Annotated in this window: 16 protein-coding genes; 13 read left to right on the forward strand and 3 right to left on the reverse strand. The window is 72.9% G+C overall.

What is annotated here, in order from left to right:
- The first annotated feature begins 60 nt into the window (after positions 1–60).
- The 4 genes from ACZ499_RS12105 to ACZ499_RS12120 all read left to right on the forward strand — a co-directional run bounded on the left by ACZ499_RS12105 (position 61) and on the right by ACZ499_RS12120 (position 4,690).
- Complete coding sequence (locus ACZ499_RS12105) at positions 61–1,110, forward strand: PP2C family protein-serine/threonine phosphatase (RefSeq protein WP_468674190.1); 1,050 nt, start codon at positions 61–63, stop codon at positions 1,108–1,110.
- Positions 1,111–1,333: 223 nt separating this feature from the next.
- Positions 1,334–1,690: a hypothetical protein gene (locus tag ACZ499_RS12110; RefSeq protein ID WP_468674193.1), complete on the forward strand. Its 357-nt coding sequence runs from the start codon at positions 1,334–1,336 to the stop codon at positions 1,688–1,690.
- Positions 1,691–1,724: 34 nt separating this feature from the next.
- A complete protein-coding gene (locus ACZ499_RS12115; protein WP_468674195.1) occupies positions 1,725–3,473 on the forward strand; it encodes a sodium/solute symporter in 1,749 nt (582 codons plus the stop codon).
- Entirely contained in the window at positions 3,470–4,690 is a 1,221-nt protein-coding gene (locus tag ACZ499_RS12120) for a sensor histidine kinase (RefSeq protein ID WP_468674198.1), read from the forward strand. Before ACZ499_RS12115 ends, ACZ499_RS12120 begins: the two co-directional genes overlap by 4 nt.
- A gap of 40 nt (positions 4,691–4,730) precedes the next feature.
- Here the strand turns inward: ACZ499_RS12120 and ACZ499_RS12125 are convergent, their stop codons facing one another.
- Entirely contained in the window at positions 4,731–5,264 is a 534-nt protein-coding gene (locus ACZ499_RS12125; protein ID WP_385537656.1) for a GNAT family N-acetyltransferase, read from the reverse strand.
- A 67-nt stretch (positions 5,265–5,331) separates the two neighbouring features.
- Between ACZ499_RS12125 and ACZ499_RS12130 the strand changes: the two genes are divergently transcribed.
- The 3 genes from ACZ499_RS12130 (at position 5,332) to ACZ499_RS12140 (ending at position 9,599) form a co-directional block, all read left to right on the forward strand.
- Positions 5,332–6,282: an SDR family oxidoreductase gene (locus ACZ499_RS12130; protein WP_468674201.1), complete on the forward strand. Its 951-nt coding sequence runs from the start codon at positions 5,332–5,334 to the stop codon at positions 6,280–6,282.
- Between the two features lie 225 nt (positions 6,283–6,507).
- On the forward strand, positions 6,508–7,461 hold the full coding sequence (locus ACZ499_RS12135) for a phosphatidylinositol-specific phospholipase C (protein WP_468674203.1): 954 nt from the start codon (positions 6,508–6,510) through the stop codon (positions 7,459–7,461).
- 92 nt (positions 7,462–7,553) lie between these two features.
- Positions 7,554–9,599: a SpoIIE family protein phosphatase gene (locus ACZ499_RS12140; protein ID WP_468674547.1), complete on the forward strand. Its 2,046-nt coding sequence runs from the start codon at positions 7,554–7,556 to the stop codon at positions 9,597–9,599.
- 46 nt (positions 9,600–9,645) lie between these two features.
- Here ACZ499_RS12140 and ACZ499_RS12145 read toward each other — a convergent pair whose 3' ends face one another.
- A complete protein-coding gene (locus ACZ499_RS12145; protein ID WP_468674205.1) occupies positions 9,646–11,247 on the reverse strand; it encodes a phosphodiester glycosidase family protein in 1,602 nt (533 codons plus the stop codon).
- Between the two features lie 548 nt (positions 11,248–11,795).
- Here ACZ499_RS12145 and ACZ499_RS12150 point away from each other — a divergent pair.
- Entirely contained in the window at positions 11,796–13,847 is a 2,052-nt protein-coding gene (locus tag ACZ499_RS12150; protein ID WP_468674549.1) for a SpoIIE family protein phosphatase, read from the forward strand.
- On the opposite strand, the gene ACZ499_RS12155 is transcribed toward ACZ499_RS12150, so the two are convergent.
- The gene (locus ACZ499_RS12155; RefSeq protein ID WP_468674550.1) at positions 13,834–14,847 is read right to left on the reverse strand and encodes a LacI family DNA-binding transcriptional regulator; all 1,014 of its coding nucleotides are present in this window, start codon (positions 14,845–14,847) and stop codon (positions 13,834–13,836) included. The genes ACZ499_RS12150 and ACZ499_RS12155 overlap by 14 nt on opposite strands.
- A 369-nt stretch (positions 14,848–15,216) precedes the next feature.
- On the opposite strand from ACZ499_RS12155, the gene ACZ499_RS12160 reads away from it, so the two are divergent.
- The 5 genes from ACZ499_RS12160 (at position 15,217) to ACZ499_RS12180 (ending at position 22,065) form a co-directional block, all read left to right on the forward strand.
- Positions 15,217–16,503 (forward strand): extracellular solute-binding protein, encoded by a 1,287-nt coding sequence (locus tag ACZ499_RS12160; protein ID WP_468674207.1) that lies wholly within the window; start codon positions 15,217–15,219, stop codon positions 16,501–16,503.
- A gap of 8 nt (positions 16,504–16,511) precedes the next feature.
- Positions 16,512–17,483, forward strand: coding sequence for a carbohydrate ABC transporter permease (locus tag ACZ499_RS12165; RefSeq protein ID WP_468674209.1), 972 nt, complete (start codon positions 16,512–16,514; stop codon positions 17,481–17,483).
- A 56-nt stretch (positions 17,484–17,539) separates the two neighbouring features.
- Positions 17,540–18,406 carry a carbohydrate ABC transporter permease gene (locus ACZ499_RS12170; RefSeq protein WP_468674552.1) on the forward strand — a complete coding sequence of 289 codons (867 nt, stop codon included), beginning with the start codon at positions 17,540–17,542 and terminating at the stop codon, positions 18,404–18,406.
- Between the two features lie 75 nt (positions 18,407–18,481).
- Positions 18,482–19,732: a glycoside hydrolase 5 family protein gene (locus ACZ499_RS12175; RefSeq protein WP_468674553.1), complete on the forward strand. Its 1,251-nt coding sequence runs from the start codon at positions 18,482–18,484 to the stop codon at positions 19,730–19,732.
- A 290-nt stretch (positions 19,733–20,022) separates the two neighbouring features.
- Positions 20,023–22,065 carry an endo-beta-N-acetylglucosaminidase gene (locus ACZ499_RS12180; RefSeq protein ID WP_468674211.1) on the forward strand — a complete coding sequence of 681 codons (2,043 nt, stop codon included), beginning with the start codon at positions 20,023–20,025 and terminating at the stop codon, positions 22,063–22,065.
- The last annotated feature ends 16 nt before the right edge of the window (positions 22,066–22,081 follow it).

Below are 22,081 nucleotides of genomic sequence, written 5' to 3' on the forward strand. Positions count from 1 at the left end.
CCTGTCACCGGGGACGGGGAGGGCACGGCGGCACTCCGTACCGGAAGGGGTGGGACGGCCATGGCGCGAAGAACGGGCACCGGCGTGCTCTACGTCCTCCCGTACGCGGTCATGACCGTGGTCGCCGTCGTCGACGTGGCCGCCGGTCCCGGCGTCGGACTGCTCGCCCTCGTCTCGCTCGGCCCCGCCTTCGCGGGCCTGGTCGGAAGCCGGCGGCGGCCCGTGGCCGTGGGCGCCGTGGCCCTGCTCGCCGGCTGCGGACTCGGCATCCACAACGGCCTGTTCCAGGAGCGCCGCGGCTTCGCCGCGCTCGCCTCCGTCGTCGGGGTGACCGTCGCGGGCGTTGCCGCCGCCGTGATGCGGGCGCGCCGCGAGGCCGAGCTCGCCGGGGTGCGCTCGATCGCCGAGTTCGCCCAGCGCGTCCTGCTGCGCCCCGTGCCGCGCAGCGCCGGACATCTGCGGGCGGCCGTCTCGTACACCTCCGCCGTCGCCCAGGCGAGGATCGGCGGCGATCTGTACGAAGTGGTCGCGGCGCCCGAGGGTGTGCGGGTCATCATCGGGGACGTGCAGGGCAAGGGCCTGGAGGCGGTGGAGACCGCGGCCGCCGTCCTCGGCGCGTTCCGGGAGGCCGCGCATGACGAGCTGGACCTCAAGGGCGTCGGCGCGCGCGTCGAGCGGGCGGCCGAACGGGCCCTGCGCGACGAGAAGTTCGTCACCGCCCTCATCGCCGAACTCGTCCCCGACGGGGGAGCGGTGTTCCTCGACTACGGGCACCCGCTGCCCGCCCTGCTGCGCGCGGACGGCGCGGTCCACTTCCCCGAGCCGCCGCAGTACGCCCCGCCGCTCGGCCTCGGCCTGTCCCCGGGCGACGGACCCGAGCCGCGCCAGGTGGACTTCGGCCCCGGCGACCAGCTGCTGCTCTACACCGACGGGGTCACCGAGGCCCGCGACCGCGCGGGCGCCTTCTACCCGCTGTCCCGGCGCCTCCACCTGCTGACCGGCCCCGACCCGCAAGCCGCGCTCGAAGCACTGCGCGGCGATCTGATGCGCCACGCCGGCAGCCCGCTCCACGACGACGCGGCCATGCTCCTCCTGCGCCACCGGGACTAGGGCCTGTCCGGCGGATCTTGTCTGGGACGCGGGGTCCTGGCACGCCCTCCCCCAAGGCCTCAAGGGCCAGGGGGGACCTGGGACCCCAGTGGCGTTGTCGTAGGTTGCCGACTCCCACCAGGACCCCGCTCACCAGGACCGAAAGACGCAGGCACCTCGCAGGCGACCAGATCCGCCGGACAGGCCCTAGTCTCTGGCGACACAGAGCCTTGGGGAGGCAGCCGTGCCGCAGGATCCGACGGAACGCCGTGTCGTCGTCACCGGGGTGCCCCGGAGGACCCGCGGGTTCACCGGCTACCGCCCCCGGACCGAGATCGACGAGCAGACCACCCTGGGCCACACCTATGTGCGCTCCCTCATGCGCAGCCAACTGCTCGCCGGGCTCACCGTCTTCGCCGTCCTCGTGCTGCTGGTCGGTCCGCTGCCGCTGGTGTTCGCGGTGCGGCCGCAGAACCCCGGGCTCGTCTGGGGCGTGCTCGGCTTCGGCGTCTACCCGCCACTCGTGCTGCTCGCCCGCTGGTACGTGAAGCGCGCCGAGCGCAACGAACAGGACTTCGCCCGCCTCGTCGAGGACCGCTGACCGCCCGCCCGGCGCCGCCGAGGAACGTGAGAACGTGAACCAGAACTATGCCGTACCGGCCGTGGCCCTCGTGGTCCTCGCCACGGTCCTCGTGGGCGCGCTCGGCCTGCGCATATCCCGGACCACCTCCGACTTCTACGTGGCCTCGCGCACCGTGGGCCCCCGGCTCAACGCGGCCGCGATCAGCGGCGAGTACCTCTCCGCCGCCTCCTTCCTCGGCATCGCCGGACTCGTCCTCGTCCAGGGCCCGGACATGCTCTGGTACCCGGTCGGCTACGCCGCCGGCTATCTCGTCCTGCTGGTGTTCGTGGCGGCCCCGCTGCGCCGCTCCGGCGCGTACACCCTGCCCGACTTCGCCGAGGCCCGGCTCGAATCCCGCTCCGTGCGACGGCTCGCGGCCGCCCTGGTCGTCGGGGTGGGCTGGCTCTATCTGCTGCCGCAGCTCCAGGGCGCGGGCCTCACCCTCCACGTGCTCACCGGGGCGCCGCGCTGGTTCGGCGGCGTTCTGGTCGCGGTGGTCGTCGTCGCGACCGTCGCCGCGGGCGGTATGCGCAGCATCACCTTCGTCCAGGCCTTCCAGTACTGGCTGAAGCTCATCGCCCTCCTCGTGCCCGCGCTCTTCCTGCTGCTCGCCTGGCAGGGCGACGGCACCCCGCGCGTCGCCTTCGACGAGCCCGCCGCCTTCCGCGAGCAGCGGGCCGTACGCGTCGACGACACCCTCGACATCAAGCTCGCCGCCCCGCTCACGGTCACCGCCACCGGCACCGTCGACGGCGCCCGCCACCACGCCGAACGCGTCCTCCTGCCCACCGGCACCCACCGCGTCGAGCGCGGCACCCGGCTCGTGTTCGCCCCCGGCGACCCCGTCCCCAGCAGCGACGCGGGCAGCGCGGGCATGTCCACCCCGCTCGCCCACGCCCGCAAGGAACGCCCGCTGTACGCCACGTACGGCCTGATCGTCGCCACCTTCCTCGGCACCATGGGCCTGCCGCACGTGGTGGTCCGCTTCTACACCAGCCCGCACGGTGTCGCCGCCCGCCGCACCACGGTCGTCGTCCTCGGCCTGATCGGCGCCTTCTATCTGCTGCCGCCCGTCTACGGCGCCCTGGGCAGGCTGTACGCGCCCGAACTCGCCCTCACCGGACAGGCCGACGCGGCCGTGCTCGTCCTGCCGCACCTGGTGATCGGCGGGGTCGGCGGGAACCTGCTCGGGGCGCTGCTCGCGGGCGGCGCCTTCGCGGCGTTCCTGTCCACCGCCTCGGGCCTGACCCTGGCGGTCGCGGGCGTCCTCACCCAGGACGTGCTGCCGACCCGGGGCGTACGGCACTTCCGCCTCGCCACCCTGCTCGCGGTCGCGGTGCCGCTGGCGGCCAGCGCCCTGGTCGGCGGCCTTCCGGTGGCCGACGCGGTGGGCCTGGCGTTCGCGGTCTCCGCGTCCTCGTTCTGCCCGCTCCTGGTGCTCGGCATCTGGTGGCGCGGGCTCACCCCGCCGGGCGCGGTGGCCGGGATGGTGGCGGGCGGCGGCTCGGCGCTGCTCGCGGTCACCGCCACCATGGCGGGCCTGCCCGGCGGCGGACCGCTGCACGCACTGCTCGCCTGGCCCGCCCTCTGGTCGGTGCCGCTCGGCTTCCTGACGATGATCCTGGTGTCCCTCGCGACGGCGGCCCGGATCCCGGCGGGCACGGCCTCGATACTGGCCCGCTTCCACCTGCCGGAGGCGCTGTACGCGGGCCGGCGCGGCGGACCTGCCCGAGGCGCCGCACCCCGTCAGGCCCAGGCGTGAACGGCTTCCTGGCCGGGATGTTCGCGGCGGCCCTTCCACTGGTCGCGGCCGGGTTCTGGGCCGGGCGGCGCACCGCCCGCCCGCAGGGGCTCGGCGATCTGGGCACGCCCGTCGAGCACGCCACCTTCCAGACCCTGCACACCGCGTCCCTGGCCGCGCCCCCGCTGCGGGCCGGACTCACCCCCGACACCGCGCGCCGCGCCGCCCGCGGGCTGCGCACCCTGCTCGGCACCGACGCGCTGTGCCTGACCGACGGGTCATCGGTGCTGACCTGGGACGGGGCGGGAGAGCACCACAGCGCGGAGATCCTGGAGCGGCTCGGCCGCATCCGCGAGACCGGCCGGGGCGAGGCGTTCCGCATCCGCTGCGACGACGACGGCTGCGCCCTGCACTGGGCGGTGGTGGCCCCGCTCACCGTCGACGACCGGGTGCACGGCGCCCTGGTCGCCTGCGCGCCGCGCGAGTCGGCGGTCCTCGTACGGGCGGCGGGCGAGGTGGCCCGCTGGGTCTCGGTCCAGCTGGAGCTCGCCGACCTCGACCGGTCCCGCACCCGGCTGATCGAGGCCGAGATCAAGGCGCTGCGGGCGCAGATCTCCCCGCACTTCGTCTTCAACTCGCTGGCCGTGATCGCCTCGTTCGTACGGACCGACCCGGACCGGGCCCGCGAACTGCTCCTGGAGTTCGCGGACTTCACCCGCTACTCGTTCCGCCGGCACGGCGACTTCACCACCCTGGCCGACGAACTGCACGCCATCGACCAGTACTTGGCGCTGGTCCGCGCCCGCTTCGGGGAGCGGCTCTCGGTGACCCTGCAGATAGCCCCCGAAGTGCTGCCGGTGGCCCTGCCCTTCCTCTGCCTCCAGCCGCTCGTCGAGAACGCCGTCAAACACGGCCTGGAGGGCAAGACCGACAAGAGCCACATCAGCATCACCGCGCAGGACGCCGGGTCCGAGGCGCTGGTCGTCATCGAGGACAACGGCGTCGGCATGGAGCCCGACCGGCTGCGCCGCATCCTCGCGGGCGAGGCCGGCCCGTCCGCCGGCATCGGTCTGTCCAACGTGGACGACCGACTGCGCCAGGTGTACGGGGACGGCCACGGCCTGGTCATCGAGACGGCGGTGGGCGCCGGAATGAAGATCACGGTCCGGCTGCCCAAGTACCAGCCCGGCGTCCACTCGGCGCCGGGCCGGCTGGACGCGGGCCGGGCACCGAAATAGGCGCCCCGGGCCGAAGCCGACCAGATCCGCCGGACAGGCCCTAACCCGCGTACTCGGTGAGGTCGATGGAGTGGACCGCCACCTGGTTGCCGTACCGGCGGTCGGTCGTGACCTTCTCGGGGACCATGCCCAGCTTGCGGATCACGTTCTCGGAGGCGCTGTCGCCCACGCGCGCGATGGCGAGGACCCGGTCGAGGCCGCGGTCCTGGAGGGCGAACTCCAGCGCCGCGTGCGCGGCCTCCGAGGCGTACCCCTGCCCCCAGAACTGCCGTCCCAGGCGCCAGCTGATCTCCACGGCGGGCAGCACCTCGGGCAGATAGGTGGGGACGGAGAGCCCGGTGAACCCGGCCAGCTCGCCCGAGCCGAGGAGTTCGACGGCGAAGAGCCCGAAGCCCTCCTCGTCCCAGTCCTCCTCCCAGCGCTCCATCTCGTCGGCCGTCTCCTCCAGATCGAGGACCGAGCCGTCCCCGGTCCAGCGCATGACGTCCGGATCGGCGTTGATGTCGGCCAGGGCGGGCAGGTCGTCCTCGTCCCAGCGGCGCAGGAGCAGACGGGGGGTGTGGATCTCGGTCATGCGCCCATCCTGTCGAATACGGGGCCGAACCGGTAATCCGAGGCCCCGGCGCGGGCAGACTCGGACCGTGGACGGACCTCGGGCCGAACCGGCCGGGCGGGCGCTGCACGGCCGCGTGGCCGTGGTGGCCGGGGCCACCCGGGGCGCGGGCCGGGGCATCGCCGCCGCCCTGGGCGAGGCCGGCGCGACCGTGGTGTGCACCGGCCGCAGCAGCCGTACGCATCCGATCCCGTCCGACTACGACCGCGGCGAGACCGTCGAGGAGACCGCCGAACTGGTCACCCGGCTCGGCGGCACCGGCATCGCGGCCGCCGCCGACCACCTCGACCCCGGCCAGGTGAAGGCGCTGGCCGAGCGGATCGCCGACGAGCACGGCGCCGTGGACGTCCTGGTCAACGACATCTGGGGCGCCGAGCTCCTCAAGGGCGGCCCCGCCGACTGGAACACGCCCGTCTGGGAGCACGACCTCGACGACGGACTGCGCATCCTGCGGCTCGCCGTCGACACCCATCTGATCACCTCCCATCATCTGCTGCCGCTGCTCATCGCCCGGCCGGGCGGTCTGCTGGTCGAGGTGACCGACGGCACCGCCGCCTACAACGCGGCGCACTACCGGCTCTCCGTCTTCTACGACCTGGCCAAGGTCGCCGTGAACCGGCTGGCGTTCTCGCAGGGGCACGAGCTCGGGCCGTACGGCGGCACGGCCGTCTCCCTCACGCCCGGCTGGCTGCGCTCGGAGATGATGCTCGACGCCTTCGGCGTCACCGAGGAGAACTGGCGGGGGGCGGCGGCCACGCCGGACTTCGCGCTCTCGGAGTCGCCGCGGTTCGTGGGACGCGCGGTCGCCGCCCTGGCGGCCGACGTCGGCCGGTCCCGCTGGAACCAGAGGTCGGTCAGCTCCGGCGAACTCGCCCGCGTCTACGGCTTCACCGACGTCGACGGCTCCCGCCCCGACATCTGGCGCTTCCTGGAGGACCGCGAGCGCGGGCTGGAAGCGGACCCCGGCGACTACCGGTGACACGTACGGACAGGCCTTGATGTACTTGATGGGGTTGCCGAAGGTGGTGCGCCCCTGCGACACCCTGCTCCAGGACCGTGAGGTGCTTTTCCGGGCGGTCCCGGACCACCGAGCGGTAATCGGTGCTGCGCGACGCCTGTTCTCCTGCGGCCCGCTGTGCTTCCATGCCACAGCGATGACCGGGTGGGCCCTGAGGGGCCGCCGAGCGGCAGGGGGAGCGTGGGCATGGACCGGCGTGGCTTTCTCAAAGGAGCGGCCGTGCTTCCGGCCGTCGGACTCCTCACGTACGCGGGCGCCGCGCCCGCCCGGGCCCGCACCCTGGGCACCGGCGACTGGATGGCGGGCCTCGGCGGCGCGACCGCGCTGCGGCAGCTGACGATCCCCGGCACGCACGACACCGGCGCCCGGTTCGGCGGCCTGTGGGTGAAGTGCCAGAACGCGGTCGTCGCCGCGCAGCTGAACGCCGGCATCCGCTTCCTGGACGTACGCTGCCGGGCCACCGGCGACGCCTTCGCCATCCACCACGCCGCCTTCTACCAGAACCTGATGTTCGGCGATGTGCTGATCGCCTGCCGGGACTTCCTCGCCGCCCACCCGGGCGAAACCGTGCTGATGCGCCTCAAGCAGGAGTACTCGACGGTCAGCGACGCGGAGTTCCGCCGGATCTTCGACCTCTACCTCGACCAGAAGGGCTGGCGCTCGCTGTTCCGCCTCGACGGCGCGCTGCCCACGCTGGGCGAGGCCCGGGGCAAGGTGGTGCTGCTCGCCGACAACGGCGGCCTGCCGGGCGTGCGCTACGGCGACCCGGCGCTCTTCGACATCCAGGACGACTACAACGCCGAGCCCTTCGGCAAGTACCCCAAGATCGAGGCCCAGTTCCGCAAGGCCGCCGACCAGCCCGGCAAGCTCTGCATCAACTATGTGAGCACGGCCGCCGCTCTGCCGCCCGAATGGAACGCCGCCCGGCTCAACCCGCAGGTGCGCGACTTCCTGAACGGTTCGGCGCTGCCGGGCCGGACCGGGCTGGGCATCGTCCCCATGGACTTCCCCGAAGCGACCTCGGGGCTGATCGACGCGGTGCTGCGGCACAATCCCGCCCCCGGCGCCTCCGGGGCGCGGCCGAACGGGTGGCTGTGGGCCGACCGCACCACGACGGGCCCTTTGGGTGCGGCTCCGTGATGCGGAGGAAAAACCCCCGAAGTTAAGCTGACGCAGTGGCTGGACGCGACCGACGGGAGATCGGGCCGGGCGAGAGGCTGGCCCTCAACCGCATGGGCAGCTTCGACTGGGACCTGGCGAACAACACCCTTGCGTTCGATGACGCAGGTCTGGCCGTCTTCGACCTGAAGCCCGAGGAATACGACGGGAACCCCGACTCGCTGGTCTCCCGGGTGCCCCCCGAGGAGGGCGCGCGGGTCAACGCGGTGATCGACGAGGCCATGCAGACCGGCCGCTCCTCCTACGGCGCCTACTTCCAGCTGCGGCGGCGCAACGGACACCGGCAGTGGACCCATGTGCGCGGGCGGATCCTGCGCGACCAGCGGGGCAGCGCGTACCGCGTCCTCGGGATCGTCCGCAACGCCTCCACCGAGCTCACCGAGTTCACGCTGATCAGCCCGCTGGAGGCGGGCCGAAGACGCATCACCGGCATGGTCCAGGGCACCACCGAGGCCCTCTCCAAGGCGGTGACCGTCGAGGACGTCGCCGCCGTCCTCACCGGCACCGACGGGATGGAACGGTTCGGCGCCGACGGGCTCGTCCTCGGCCTGGTCGACGGCGGCGCGCTCAAGGTCATCGCGACGGCCGGCGATTCGATGGACGCGCTCGACGAGCTGAAGCTGCACCGCCTGGACGACTCGCTGCCGCTCGCCGAGGCCGTGCTGACCGGCCGGCCCCGGTTCGTCACCTCGCTCGGCGAGCTCGGCCGCACCTTCCCCCGGCTCGCCCCGTACATCCAGCACCTCGAACTGGACGCGGCGGCCTTCCTGCCGCTGATCGCCCAGGCCCGCCCGGTCGGCGGGCTCGCGCTGTTCTTCCGGGGGCGCAGCGACTTCTCGGCCGAGGACCGCAACCTCTGCCTGGGCCTCGCGGGCATCCTCGCCCAGTCGCTCCAGCGGGCGATCCTCTTCGACCAGGAGCGCGAGTTCGCGACCGGCCTCCAGGCGTCGATGCTGCCGCGGCACGTGCCCGTGGTCCCCGGCGCCGAGATCGCTGTGCGCTACCACGCGGCCTGGGGCGGCCGGGAGGTCGGCGGCGACTGGTACGACGTGATCGCGCTGCCCCGGGGCCGGGTCGGGGTCGTGGTCGGCGACGTCCAGGGCCACGACACCCACGCCGCCGCGATCATGGGCCAGCTGAGGATCGCGATCCGCGCGTACGCGGGGGAGGGGCACCCGCCCGCGACCGTACTCGCCCGCGCCTCGCGCTTCCTGGCCGAACTCGACACCGAACGCTTCGCGACCTGTACGTACGCCCAGGTGGACCTCTCCTCCGGCGGTGTACGGGCCGTCCGCGCGGGCCACCTGGGGCCGTTCATCCGGCACACCGACGGCCGGGTGGGCCGCCCCAAACTGCGCGGCGGACTCCCGCTCGGGCTGGCCACCGAGTTCGAGGACGAGGAGTTCCCCGAGACCCGGCTCGACCTGGTGCCCGGCGAGACGATGGTGATGTGCACCGACGGGCTCGTCGAGGAGCCCGGCCTGGACATCGCGGCCGGCCTGGACGCCCTGGAGGGAGCCGTCAGGACGGGCCCCGAGGGGGCCGACGCGCTCGCGGACCACCTCTCCGCCACCCTCTGGGAGCGCTGGGGCACCGGTGACGACGTCGCCCTGCTCGTGCTGCGGCGCGCCCCCGACCCGGGCACCCCGCAGGCCCCCCGCATCCACCAGTACATCCACCAGGCCGACCCCGAGGGCCTCGCGGAGTCCCGGGTGGCCCTGCGCCGGGCCCTGGAGGACTGGGGCTTCGGGGAGCTCGTCGACGACGTGGAGCTGGCCGCGGGCGAGCTCCTGGGCAATGTGCTGCTGCACACCGAGGGCGGCGCCGTCCTCACGCTGGAGGTGCTGCCCGAGCCGGTGCGGCGCGTACGGCTGTGGGTCAAGGACCGCTCCAGCGTCCGCCCGCGCCGCCGCACCCCCGGCGAGGCGGCCACCTCCGGGCGCGGTCTGATGCTCATCGAGGCGGTGTCGGCCCGCTGGGGCATCGAGCCCAGGGGCGACGGCAAGGCGGTGTGGTGCGAGTTCGTGCCGGACGGCGCGGAGGCGGACCTGTCGGCCGAGCGGCCGGTGGTGCCGCCGGAGGAGCCCCCGGAGGACTGACCGGCCCGCTGAACCGGTCAGTCCTTCGCGTACGGGACGTACGGGCTCAGGGCTTGATGACCCAGGCGTCGCCGAGCGAGCGCTCGCCCGAGGAGTCCGACGGGTGATTGATGACGCCGTCGGCCGCCGTGGCCATCACGCTGGAGCCGCCGCCGTCGAGGTTGAGCGCCTCACGGGCGCCGAGCTGGCGCATCAGCTCCGCGGTGCGCGCGACGCTCAGCCCCTCGCTGTAGCCCGCCTGGCGGCCGTCGACGACGGCCAGCATCAGCCGGCCGCGGTCGTCCACGCCCATCATCGAGCGCGGATTGGCCCGGTTGGTCCAGTCGTACGTGAACGACTGGTCGGCGCCGAACCGGATGATCCCGTCCGCCAGCGCGTTCACCGACACCTTGCCGTGCCGCACCAGGGTCGGGCCGACCTGCATGATCGTGGTGTCACTGCTGAGCGGGACCGGGCGGCCATAGCTGTCGCTGACGCGGGTGCGGATGCCGAGGCTGTCGCCCACGTGCACATGGCCGAGCAGCCACTCGGCCCTGTCCCCGATGGCCTGGATGGTGGACCCGCCGTCCGGGACGGCCGCCCCGCGCGAGGAGTTCACCGCCACCACCTCGTTGTCGTCGTCGAGGACGGCCTCGGCGCCCGCACCCTTCGGCGCGGCGCCCCACTCGGGGGTGAACTGCACCAGCTCGCTGGGGTCCGTGCACTCGAAGTCGTGCTGCGGCTTCTCGGTCGGGGTGTCGCCGCCGACTCCGCCGCAGTTCCAGACGTCGCCGGGGAAGCGGTTGACGCCGTCGATCTCCTCGATGGCGCCGCCCGGCGTCTGCAGCGAGATGTGCGCCTTGATGGCGTCGACGCGGACGTCCCGCCCGCCCTTGGTGATGAGGATCGCGCCCCGGCCCTGGGTCGCCGAGGCGAGCACCTTGCCGTCCTTGACGTAGAACCCGCCGGGGGCGTCGTTGTAGAACCACTGGCCGTTGATGCCCGCGATCGCGTGCGCGCGGGCGACGAGGTCGGTCGCGGGCTCGGTGCCGTGCAGGGTGGGCCCGAACTCGGTGTCCACCTTGCCCTGGAACTCCCGGAAGTCGACTCTTATGACGTTGACCTTCTGCGGGGCCTGGAGGTCGGTGCCGTCCTGCGCGGTGTAGCGCGTGTCGCCGGTGAACCCGGCGGCCTTCACCTTGGCCAGCTCCGCGGTCGCGTCGGGCCGCTCGGCGAAGCCGCCCACCCGGACCGTCCAGCCCAGCGTGCCGGCCGCGAGGTCGGCGTACGCGGGCGAGCGGACCTCTTCGACCCGCGGTGCGAAGCCCTTCTCGCGCAGGGTCTGTGCGACCTGGTCCGCCGTGTCCTTGGGGCCCAGCTCGGTCGTGGCCTTGTTGACCGGACCGCCGGGCTCGGCGGGCAGGTACACGTGCACGGTCCAGAAGTCGTCCGCGTTCTTCTTCCCGAAGGTGTACGTGGTGAGGGTGACACCGGGGCTCAGGGTCCGGGTCACCGGGGGCGCGGTGGCCGTCAGGGGCGGCTGGAACGGCTTGGCGTCGAGGGCGGGCCGGAGGGCGCCGTGGGGGGCGGCCTCGGCAGTCGGCATGGTGACCGCGGCGGTCAGGGCGACGGCGGCTGACAGCGCGGCGGCGAGGGTGGTTCGGCGCATGTGGCTTCCTTCATGGGTGGGAAGGTGCGTCGAAAATTAGATGGTGTGGACATGACTTGCGCTGATACGTCACACGCTGCCCACATGAAGTGACTCTCACTGATGGGTGAACGAGGCAGCAGGCCAGAAGTAGTTGGCTCCGTCGAAGTTCAACTGCCTTTCACATAAGGGCCGCTGGGGCCCCCACCGGGGCATTTGCCGCACTCGGAGCACTCTCTTCCGATCAGACGATCCGTCAGTTATTTCGTCCGATTTATAACGGAGGCGGAGGGATCTTCCACGCGAATCGCCATCACCCCGGCGGCACTGTCCCCCGGTCGGCTCCCCCGCACGGTCGGCTCCCCCGCTCGGACGCCGCCCCCCCCGGTCGGCTCCCCCGCCCGGACGCCGCCCCCGCTCGCCGTGCAGGGACGGCCGCGAGCGGGCAGCCTGGATCTTCCAGAGGTGTCCACGCGTGGCCGTGGAGGAGGTGGTCCGCCGTGCCCGACCGGGATGCGCCCGGGCCCCCGCCCGACCGCGCGCTCCCGCACCAGGCGGTCCTGTCCCGGGTGCTGACCGGGCTGCTGGACGACGTCCAGGCGCACTCCGGTGCCGTCTATGTGCTCGATCCCGGGGAGAACGTCCTGGTCATGGCCGCGATCGCGGGGCTGCCCAGGGTGTTCGCCGCGCCCTGGGAGCGGGTCGGGCTCGCCGCCCCCATCCCGGTCGCCGACGCGGCCCGCGAGCGGCGTCTGGTCTGGGTCGGCGGCGAGGAGGAGATGGCGGGCCGCTACCCCCGGATCGCGGTCGTGCTGCCCTACCCCTTCGCGCTGGCCGCGCTCCCCGTGGCCACCGCCGACACCGTCTACGGGGCCGTCTACACGACCTGGCCCGGCTCGCACCCGGCGGACCTCTCCCGCCACGAGCGCGAGCGGCTCGGTGCCGCCTGCGACCGGCTCGCCGAATACATGGAGTGGGCCGCTGGCCAGGGCAGACCGGTGCTGCCGGAGCCCGGCGTGCGCCCCGTGGAGCCGCCCCCAGGGGAGACCCGCGCCGCCGAGGCCGCCCGGATGGCCGCGCGCCTGCCGTACGGACTGTGCGCGCTCGATCTCGACGGGCGGGTCGAGTACGCCAACCAGGCGGCGGCCGACCTGCTCGGCATCCCGGTCGAGAGCCTGCTCGGCACCCCGCCGTGGGTGACCCTGCCGTGGCTGAACGACCCGATGTACGAGGACCGCTACCGGGCGGCCCTGCTCAGCCAGCGGATCACCTCGTTCGTGGCGCTGCGCCCGCCCGGCGACTGGCTCTCCTTCCGGCTCTACCCCAGCACCACCGGGCTCAGCGTGCGCATCACCCGGGCCCGCGCCACACCCCGGGGCGGCCGTCCGCCGCGCGACGCGGGGGAGGGGCCGGGGCGGCTGGTGACCATCTCGCACGTCCTGAGCCTGGCCAGCGCCCTGACCGAGGCCGTGGGCGTACAGGACGTGATCGATCTGGTGGCCGACGAGATCATGCCGGCCGTGGGCAGCCGGACCCTGGTCATGCTCGGCTCCTCCGGCGGGCGCCTGCACGTACTGGGACAGCGCGGATACGAGGACCCCGCGGTGGTGGACAGGTTCGACGGGATGCCGCTGACCGCCCAGACGCCGGGCGTGCGCGCCCTGCTCACCGGCGTACCGGGGTTCTTCGAGTCGCGCGGGCAGCTGGAACGCCTCTATCCGGTCCGGCACGCCACCCCCGACGGCATGGCCGCCTGGGCCTATCTGCCGCTGATCGCCTCCGGCCGCGCCGTGGGGACCTGTGTGCTGGGCTACGCCGAGGAGCGCGCCTTCACGGCCGAGGAGCGCGCGGTGCTGACCAGCGTGGGCGGCCTCATCGCGCAGGCCCTGGAGCGGGCGCAGCTGTACGACACCAAGCACCAGCTCGCCCACGGCCTCCAGGAGGCCCTGCTGCCGGACACCCTGCCGGCCCTGCCCGGCCTTGAGGTGGCCGCGCGCTATCTGCCGGCGACCCAGGGGATGGACATCGGCGGCGACTTCTACGACCTGCTGCCCGTCGGCACCGCGGCCGCCGCCGTGATCGGCGACGTCCAGGGCCACGACGTCACCGCGGCGGGCCTGATGGGCCAGGTCCGCACCGCCGTACGCGCCTACACCGCCGTCGGCCAGACCCCCGGCCGGGTCATGGAGTCCACCAACCGGCTCCTGGTCGACCTCGCCACCGAGCGCTTCGCCAGCTGCATCTATCTCCAGCTGGACCCCGCGCGCGGACGCGCCCTGCTGGCCCGCGCCGGGCATCCCCAGCCGCTGCTCAGGGACCCGGACGGCCGAGTGCGCACGCTGGATCTGGCCGGTGGCCCGCTGCTCGGCATCGAGGCCGACGCCGTCTACCCGACCACGGAGGTGCCGCTGCCGCCCGGATCGGTCCTCGCGCTGTACACCGACGGCCTCGTCGAGATCGCGGGCGTCGACCTCGACGAGTCGCTGGCCGCCGTCGCCGACCGGCTCGCCGCCGAGGGCGGGCGCCCCCTGGAGGAGGTCGCCGACAGCCTCGTACGCCATGTCCAGGAGACCCAGGGGCGCAGCGACGACGTGGCGCTCCTGCTGCTCAGGCCCGAGTGAGCGGCGGGGGAGCGGTGCTCTCGCGCTCGATCAGCCGGGGCAGCGGCATCGGGACCGACCGGGCGGCGGCGCCGTCGAGCAGCGCGGTCAGCTCCCGCGCGGCGAGCCGCCCGAATGCGATGGTGTCCCGGGAGAGCGCGGTGAGCCACGGGTGGACCATCCGGCACAGCACCGAGTCCTCCCACGACACGATCGAGACGTCGCCCGGCACCGAGAGGCCGAGCCCCGCCACCACGGCCGCGCCGGCGGCCGCCATCACGTCGTTGTCGTAGACCAGCGCGGTCGGCGCCGCCTCCCCGCCGAGCACCCGGCGGGTCACCGCCGCGCCCTCGGTGTCCGAGTAGTCCGTGGTCACCGAGCGCACCCCGGTCAGGCCGCGCCGTTCGGCCTCGGTGCGCAGGGAGCGGATGCGGCGGTCGGTGTGGGCCAGTGAGTCGAGGCCCGCGATGTGCACGACCCTGCGGTGCCCCAGCTCGTACAGCCTGCCGACGACCGCCGCCATCGCCCCGGTGTCGTCGGCGCGCACCTGTGACAGGTTCGGGTGCGCGTCCGGCAGCCCGCCGATGACGACCCCCGGCAGCCCGAGTTCGTCGAGCAGCTCCGGGCGCGGGTCGTCGGTGCGCGGGTCGACCACCAGGACGCCGTCCACACGGTGCTCGGCCCACCACCGCCGGTACACCGCGCACTCGGCGTTCACATCCTCCACCACCTGGAAGAGCAGGCCGAGTTGACGCTCCGCCAGGACCTCCTGGATGCCGGAGATCAGCTGCAGGAAGAACGAGTCCACCCCGAGGGTCGCCGCCGGGCGCGCCACCACCAGGCCGACCGTGGCCGAGCCCTCGCCGGAGAGCGCCCGGGCCGCCGTGCTCGGGCGCCAGCCCAGCTGTTCGGCGACCCGGCGGACCCGGTCCCGGGTGACCTCGGAGACGCCGGGGCGGTCGTTGAGCGCGAACGACACCGCGCTCTCCGACACCCCGGCCCGCTGGGCGATGTCCTTCATCGTCGGGCGGCGCGCCACAGTGCGCCGGGCCGCCCGGGTGTCCTTGCCGGATGGCGGGCTGTCCGTCACCCGTGCCCCTTTCCCGCTGGATCCGGCCGGTCTGCGGCCGGTGAATGCCCCAGCGTACTAAAGCGCTTGAGCCCTATGACTCTAAAGCGCATTAGTAGATCGCCGCAACTACCCCACCACACGCCGATGACCTGCACATACAGCATCCAAGTAGGGCTACCTATTGACTTTTTGAAGAATCGCACCGCAAAGTCTGCCGATGTGAGCGTCCGGTACCGCGTCTTTCCGGGGGGCCCGGGTCCCCCGCGAGGCCGGCCTCCGCCGTCCGCACGTCTGGTCCGAGCAAAGGAGCCGTACACCGTGCGCATCTCCCGCAGGGCATTCGCCGCTGCCGCCGTCCTCGCCACCGTCCTTCCGCTGAGCGCCTGCTCCAGCGACTCCGACTCCGGTTCGTCCGACGCGTCCGGCAAGGTCGAAGGGAAGATCACCTTCCAGACCTGGAACCTCCAGGCGAACTTCAAGGACTACTTCAACGGCGTGATCGCGGACTTCCAGAAGAAGTACCCCGGCACCGAGGTGAAGTGGGTCGACCGGCCCGCCGAGGGCTATGCCGACAAGATCAGCGCCGACGCCGCCGGCGGCACCCTGCCCGACGTCGTCAACGTCTCGCCCGACCTGGTGGCCCCCCTCGCGAAGGCCGGTCTGGCGCTCGACCTCGACAAGGCGGCGTCCGAGTACCGCAAGGAGTATCTGCCCGGCGCCTGGCAGAGCCACCAGATACCCGGCATGCAGGGCACCTACGCCTTCCCCTGGTACCTCAACACCGGCCCGCTGTTCTACAACAAGCGCCTGTTCTCCGATGCCGGGCTCGACGCGGCGAAGCCGCCCAGGACGTACGAGGAGGTCTTCGCCGACGGGCTGGCGATGGCCCGCAAGAGCAACGGGAAGATCGCGACCTTCGCGAACGTGCCGACCATCGAGGACTTCGGCCGCTACGGCGTCGAGCCGATGAACAAGAGCGGCGACGGCTTCGCGTTCAACGACGCGAAGGGGACCGAACTCCTCACCAAGTACAAGGAGTTGTACGACGCCAAGGCGCTCGACCCGCAGGCGCTGACCGCCACCCCAGAGTCGGCCGGCCACAAGTTCCTCACCGAGTCGGTGTCCATGAACCCCGGCAGCGCCCTGGACCTCGCCAACTTCAGGAAGCAGGCCCCGACGCTCTACAAGAACATCGGGATCACCGACCAGATCACCAGCACCGGCAAGGCGAACATGTACGTCATGGGCGTCATGGTGAACTCCAAGACCAAGCAGAAGCCCGCGGCCGTCGCCTTCGCGCACTTCGTGACCGACGCGACCCGCCAGATGGAGTTCGCCAAGAAGGTCGCCATCTTCCCGAGCACCGCGGGCTCGCTCGACGACCCGTACTTCACCAAGGAGGACGGCACCGACGACACCCGGGTGCGGATCGCCGCCGCCAAGTCCCTGAAGACGGCGGTCAATTACACGCCGGTGCTGTTCAGCGAGCAGATGAAGACCGCGCTGCGCAACGAGGTGGCCAAGGCGCTCCAGGGCAAGCAGAGCCCCAAGGAAGCACTTGACAACGCTGTCAAGGCCTGTGACCAGCTGCTGAAGCAGAGCTGAGCCGTTCGATGAACAGCCCCACCGCCTCCGCGGCGGACCCGTCCGGCGCCCTCGCCGCGGCCCCGGCGGCCCGGAGCACCCGCTCCGGGCCGCTCCGGGCCGGCCGCCGCATCCGGCGCCATCTGCCGTCCAGCCCCTGGCTGTTCGCGGCGCCCGGACTGCTCGTCGTCGGCGTGTTCAGCCTGTACCCGTTCGTCAGCACCGTGGTGAACTCCTTCACCGACCGCCGCACCCTGGTGCCCGGCCACTACGTGGGCCTCGCCAACTTCCGCGAGCTGTGGCACGACGACATGTTCTGGACCGGACTGCGCAACAGCACGCTGTACGTCCTCGGCGTGGTCCCGGCCCTGGTGATCCTGCCGCTGCTCCTGGCGCTGCTCGTCCAGCGGCACATCCCCGGCATCGCCTTCTTCCGGGCGGCGTTCTACACCCCGGTCGTGGCCTCCATCGTCGTGGTCGGCCTCATCTGGGTGTGGATGCTCGACGACCGGGGGCTGATCAACTCGGTCCTTGAGGCGGTCGGTGTCGGCAAGGTCGGCTTCCTCAGCGACCAGTGGCTGCTGCTGGGCAGCGCGATGGCGGTCACGGTCTGGAAGGGCCTCGGCTACTACATGATCATTTACTTGGCGGCGCTGGCCAACGTACCGCGCGAACTGCACGAGGCCGCCGCGGTCGACGGCGCCGGGGCGGTGCGCCGCTTCTTCACCGTCACCGTGCCGGCGCTGCGCTCCACCATGGTCCTGGTCGCCGCGCTCTCCTCGGTCTCGGCCTTCAAGGTCTTCTCCGAGGTCTATCTGATGGCGGGGCCCAGCGGCGGCCCCGCGGGTGAGGACACCACCTTGGTGATGCTCGTCCAGCGCGTCGGCACCGGCCTCACCGGCCGGGTCGGCTACGCCTCGGCGATCTCCGTGGTCGTCTTCGCCGTCACCGTCGTACTGATGCTGCTCGTGCTGCGGGCGGACCGGAGGGAGGACGCGTGAAGGCCGACGCCGACACCGAGACCGGAACCGAGACCCGTCCGGGCCCGGCGCCCGCCGTGCGCCGCCGCAGGGCGGGCGTCACCGACGCCGAAGGGCGACGCGTCCCCCTCTGGCAGCTCGTGCTGCGCTACGCCCTGCTCCTGATGGTCCTGGCCCTCACCGTGGGCCCCTTCCTCTGGCAGCTCTCCACCTCGCTCAAGAGCCCGCACGAGGACATCTTCAGCTCCCCGCCCAAGTTCCTGCCGGGGAAGCCGACCCTCGACAACTACGCGCGCGTGGCCGACACCATCCCGGTCTGGGACTACGCCCTGAACTCGCTGAAGGTCGCCGCCGCCAACGTCGTCACCAACTGCGTCGGCGCCTCGCTCGCCGGATACGCACTGGCCCGGATGCGCTTCCGGGGCCGCCGGGCGGCCACCCTCGCGTTCATCCTCGCCATGCTGGTTCCCGTCGAGGGCATCATCATCGCCCAGTTCACCACCATGCGGGACCTCGGCCTCAACAACACCCTCATCGCGGTCGTCCTGCCCGGCTCCATCGGCGCGATGAACGTCCTGCTGATGCGCAACGCCTTCCTCAACCTGCCGTACGAGGTGGAGGAGGCGGCGTACGTCGACGGCGCCAACGCCTGGCAGCGCTATCTGAGGATCGCCCTGCCCGCCGTGAAGGGCACCCTCGCCGTGGTCGCCATCTTCGCCTTCATGGGCGCCTGGGACGACTTCCTGTGGCCGCTGATCGTCCTCAGCGACCCGGACCGCTTCACCCTCACCATCGGCCTGAACTATCTGCACGGCACCTTCGCCAACGACGAACGGCTCGTCGCGGCGGGCACGGTCATCGCCGTCGCCCCGCTCATCGCGCTCTTCGCCTGCCTGCAGCGGTACTTCTTCCGCGGCGTCGGCGAGGGAGCCGTCAAGGGCTGAGCCCCTGCGGCCACGCCCCTCCGCCCCCGCGGCACGCCCACAGAACGGATCCGCATGCCTTCAGAACAGGCCCGCATGCCTGCCGCCGTACGCTTCGGCGCCAACTACACGCCCGGCCAGGGGTGGTTCCACCACTGGCTCGACTTCGACCTCGACGCCGTACGCGCCGACCTCGACGCGATCGCGGCGCTCGGCCTCGACCACATCCGGGTCTTCCCGGTGTGGCCGTACTTCCAGCCCAACCGCACCCTGATCCGGCCCCGTGCGGTCGAGCAGCTGGTCCAGCTCGCCGACGCGGCGGGCGAACGCGGCCTCGACGTCAACGTCGACGGGCTCCAGGGCCATCTGTCGAGCTTCGACTTCCTGCCCGCCTGGACGCAGACCTGGCACCGGCGCAGCATCTTCACCGACCCCGAAGTGCTCGACGGGCAGGCGGCGCTGCTGCGTACCCTCGCGGAGGCGCTCGCGGACCGGCCCAACTTCATCGGGATGACGCTCGGCAACGAGATCAACCAGTTCGCGGCCGGGCCGCACCCCGACCCCGACCGCATCACGCCCGCACAGGCCGGGGCGTGGCTGGGGCGGATGCTCGCCGCGTGCGAGGAGGGCGCCCCCGGCAAACCGCATGTGCACGCCGAGTACGACGCCGCCTGGTACCAGGACGACCAGCCCTTCACCCCCGCGCACGCCGCCCGGCTCGGCGCCATGACCACCGTGCACTCCTGGGTGTTCAACGGTACGGCTCAGGCGCACGGGCGCACCGGCACTGCCACCGAGCACCACGCCGCGTACCTCGTCGAGCTGTCGAAGGCCTGGGCCGACGACCCGCGCCGGCCGGTGTGGCTCCAGGAGGTCGGCGCGCCCGCCCCCTTGATCCCCGCTGAGCACGCGGCCGCGTTCACCGAGGCGACCGTGGTGAACGCGCTGGACTGCGCGGATCTGTGGGGGGTCACCTGGTGGTGCTCCCACGATGTGGATCGGTCGCTGGCCGATTTTCCCGAACTGGAGTACAGCCTCGGGCTGTTGACCAGTTCCGGGCGGGTCAAGCCGGCGGGCGAGGCCGTGGCCCGGCTGGCCCGGGAGTGGCGGGGGCGTGTCCATGCGCCCGCGCCCCGTACGACCGCGCTCGTCGTCGACGTGGGGGACGACGTTCTGGCGCCGCGCCGGTCTGTGTGTGCGCCCGGGGGGCCGGTCTTCGAGGCGTTCGCGCGGCTCGTCGCGGACGGGGTGCGGCCTGCGGTGGTGCTGGCGGGGCGGGCCTCTGACAAGGATCACCTTGCGCTCCGCGGGATCGGGGAGGTTGTGATCCCGGGAGAGGTCCGCTGAGTGCTGCGGCGGTGTGTTCGGCTGCGGACCGTGCGTGGCTGGTCGCGCCCACGCGGCGGAGCCGCAAATGTCACAGCCCCGCGCCCCTTGAGGGCCATGTGTGCTCAGCCGGCACGAAACCACGGCTCGATGGGGTGACGTGTGCTCAGCACTGCACCAAGCCCCGGCCAAGTGGGGCGACGCGCCCAGCCCGGAGTGATCCCTCGGCCTGATAGAGCGACCTGCTCAGCCCAGCACGACCCCCGGCCCGACAGGGCCACACAAACCCCCGACCCGAAACGGAGAACACCATGCCCCAGTACCTCTCCGGGCCCACCCGTCGCGCCGTCGTCCTCGCGGGGGCCGGGACGGCTGCCGCTGTTGTCGTCCCGTCCGTCGCCGCCCGGGCCGCGGAGGGAGGGCCCGTCGACCTTCAGCCGTATGCCTCGTACTGGTACCCGGACTCGCTGCCCTCCGGCACCCCGGGGACCGGCATCACCTGGCGGAGTCTCAAGGAGTGGCGGGCCGAGGACGACCGGGATCTGGCCTTCAACCGCGCGACCGTACCGCTCGCCCGGCGGTTCACGCCGGTGGCGGTGAACCGGACCGCGCGGGCCGGGCAGGCCCGTATTCAGGCGCTCGTCTCCTTCGAGCACACCGCGGGCAACCCGTCCCAGGGCGCGGCCACCGCCGACTGCTACGCGCTCACCCACTGGGCCTACCTCGACGAGCTGGTCTTCTGGGGCGGTTCGGCGGGGGAGGGGCTGATCCTGGCGCCCAACGCCCCGATCGTGGACGCGGCCCACCGCAACGGCGTGCCCGTGCTCGGCACCGTCTTCCTGCCGCCGACCGCCTGGGGCGGCGAGCTGCGCTGGACCCGCGACCTGGTGCGGCGCGACTCGCTCGGACGCTTCCCGCTCGCCGCGAAGCTCGTCGAGGTCGCGGGCGCGCACGGCTTCGACGGCTGGTTCGTCAACGCCGAGACCGACGGCGGCGACGCGGCCCTCGGCGCCGACATGCTCGCCTTCGTACGGGACCTCAAGGCCCGCAGCGAGGCCGCCGGGCTGCGGATCACCTGGTACGACGCGATGACCGTCGGCGGGTCGGTGGGCTGGCAGGGTGCGCTGAACGACCGGAACCAGGACTTCTTCCGCAGCGCCGACTCGATGTTCGTGGATTTCCGGTGGTCCGCCGAGACCCTCGCGTCCTCCGGCGACCTCGCGGGGCGGCTCGGCCGCGGCCGCTACGAGCTGTGGGCGGGCGTCGACGTCGAGGCCCATGGGTGGGACAGCTCCGTGGACTGGGACGCGATCGTGCCCCGCGACCGGGCGCACACCGTCTCGTACGGCCTCTACCGGCCCGAGTGGACCCGCAACCACCTGCCCGCGGGCCGCACCCCGGCGCAGTTCCACGCGGCCGACGACCGGTTCTGGACCGGCCGTTCGCTCGACCCGGCCCAGCCGGACATGGACGGCTGGCGCGCCCCGGCGACGGTGGTCGCGGACCGTTCGACGGTCGACCGGCTGCCGTTCGCCACCACCTTCAACACCGGGCACGGCCTGCGCTGGTACGAGGACGGCGAGGTGACCTCGGCCGCCGAGTGGAACCACCTCGGCCTCCAGGACCGGCTCCCGGGCCGGCGCTGGGTGGTCCGCACGGGCGGGCGCCGCCCGGACGTGGCCTTCGACTTCGCCGACGCCTGGCGCGGCGGGTCCAGCCTCCTGGTCGACGGCGACTTCGACGCCCCCGCCACGGTCGAGCTCCACGCGACCCGGCTGCCCCTGTCCCGCTCCACGGTCGTCGAGCTCACCCACCGGGCCGACGAGGGCACGGTCACCGTCGAACTCGCGGTCGCCCTGCGCGAGCCCGCCGAACCCGGCGACCCGGTCCCGTACACCTACATCCCGGCGGGCAGACTGCGGGCCGGCGGCGCCGGCTGGACCACCGCGACCCTGCGTCTGCACTCCCTCTCCGGGACGGCCCGTTCGCTCGGCGTCCGGCTCACCGCCGAGGGGCGCGCCAAGTGGCGCCTGGGCGCGCTGGCGGTACGCGACACGGCGGCCACGAGGCCGGCCGCACCGACCCGGCTGCGCGTCACCGGCTCCGCGACCGGCGCCGAGGGCACCTCGCTGCGCTTCGCGTGGGGCCGGGCGCCAGGCGCGGTGCGCCACTACGAGCTGCACCGGGTGCTGCCCGGGGGAAGCCGCCGCTTCCTCGGGGGAACGTGCGGGAATGCCTTCTTCGTTCCCGCACTGAAGCCGGAAGGAGGCGAGCGGTCGGCGCGGTTCGAGATACGGGCCGCCAACGAGCTGTACGCAGCCTCCGCAGCCGTCTCCACCGTCCACCACTGGTAACCCGTTCACCCCTGGT

The sequence above is a fragment of the Streptomyces sp. NPDC031265 genome (assembly GCF_055570295.1).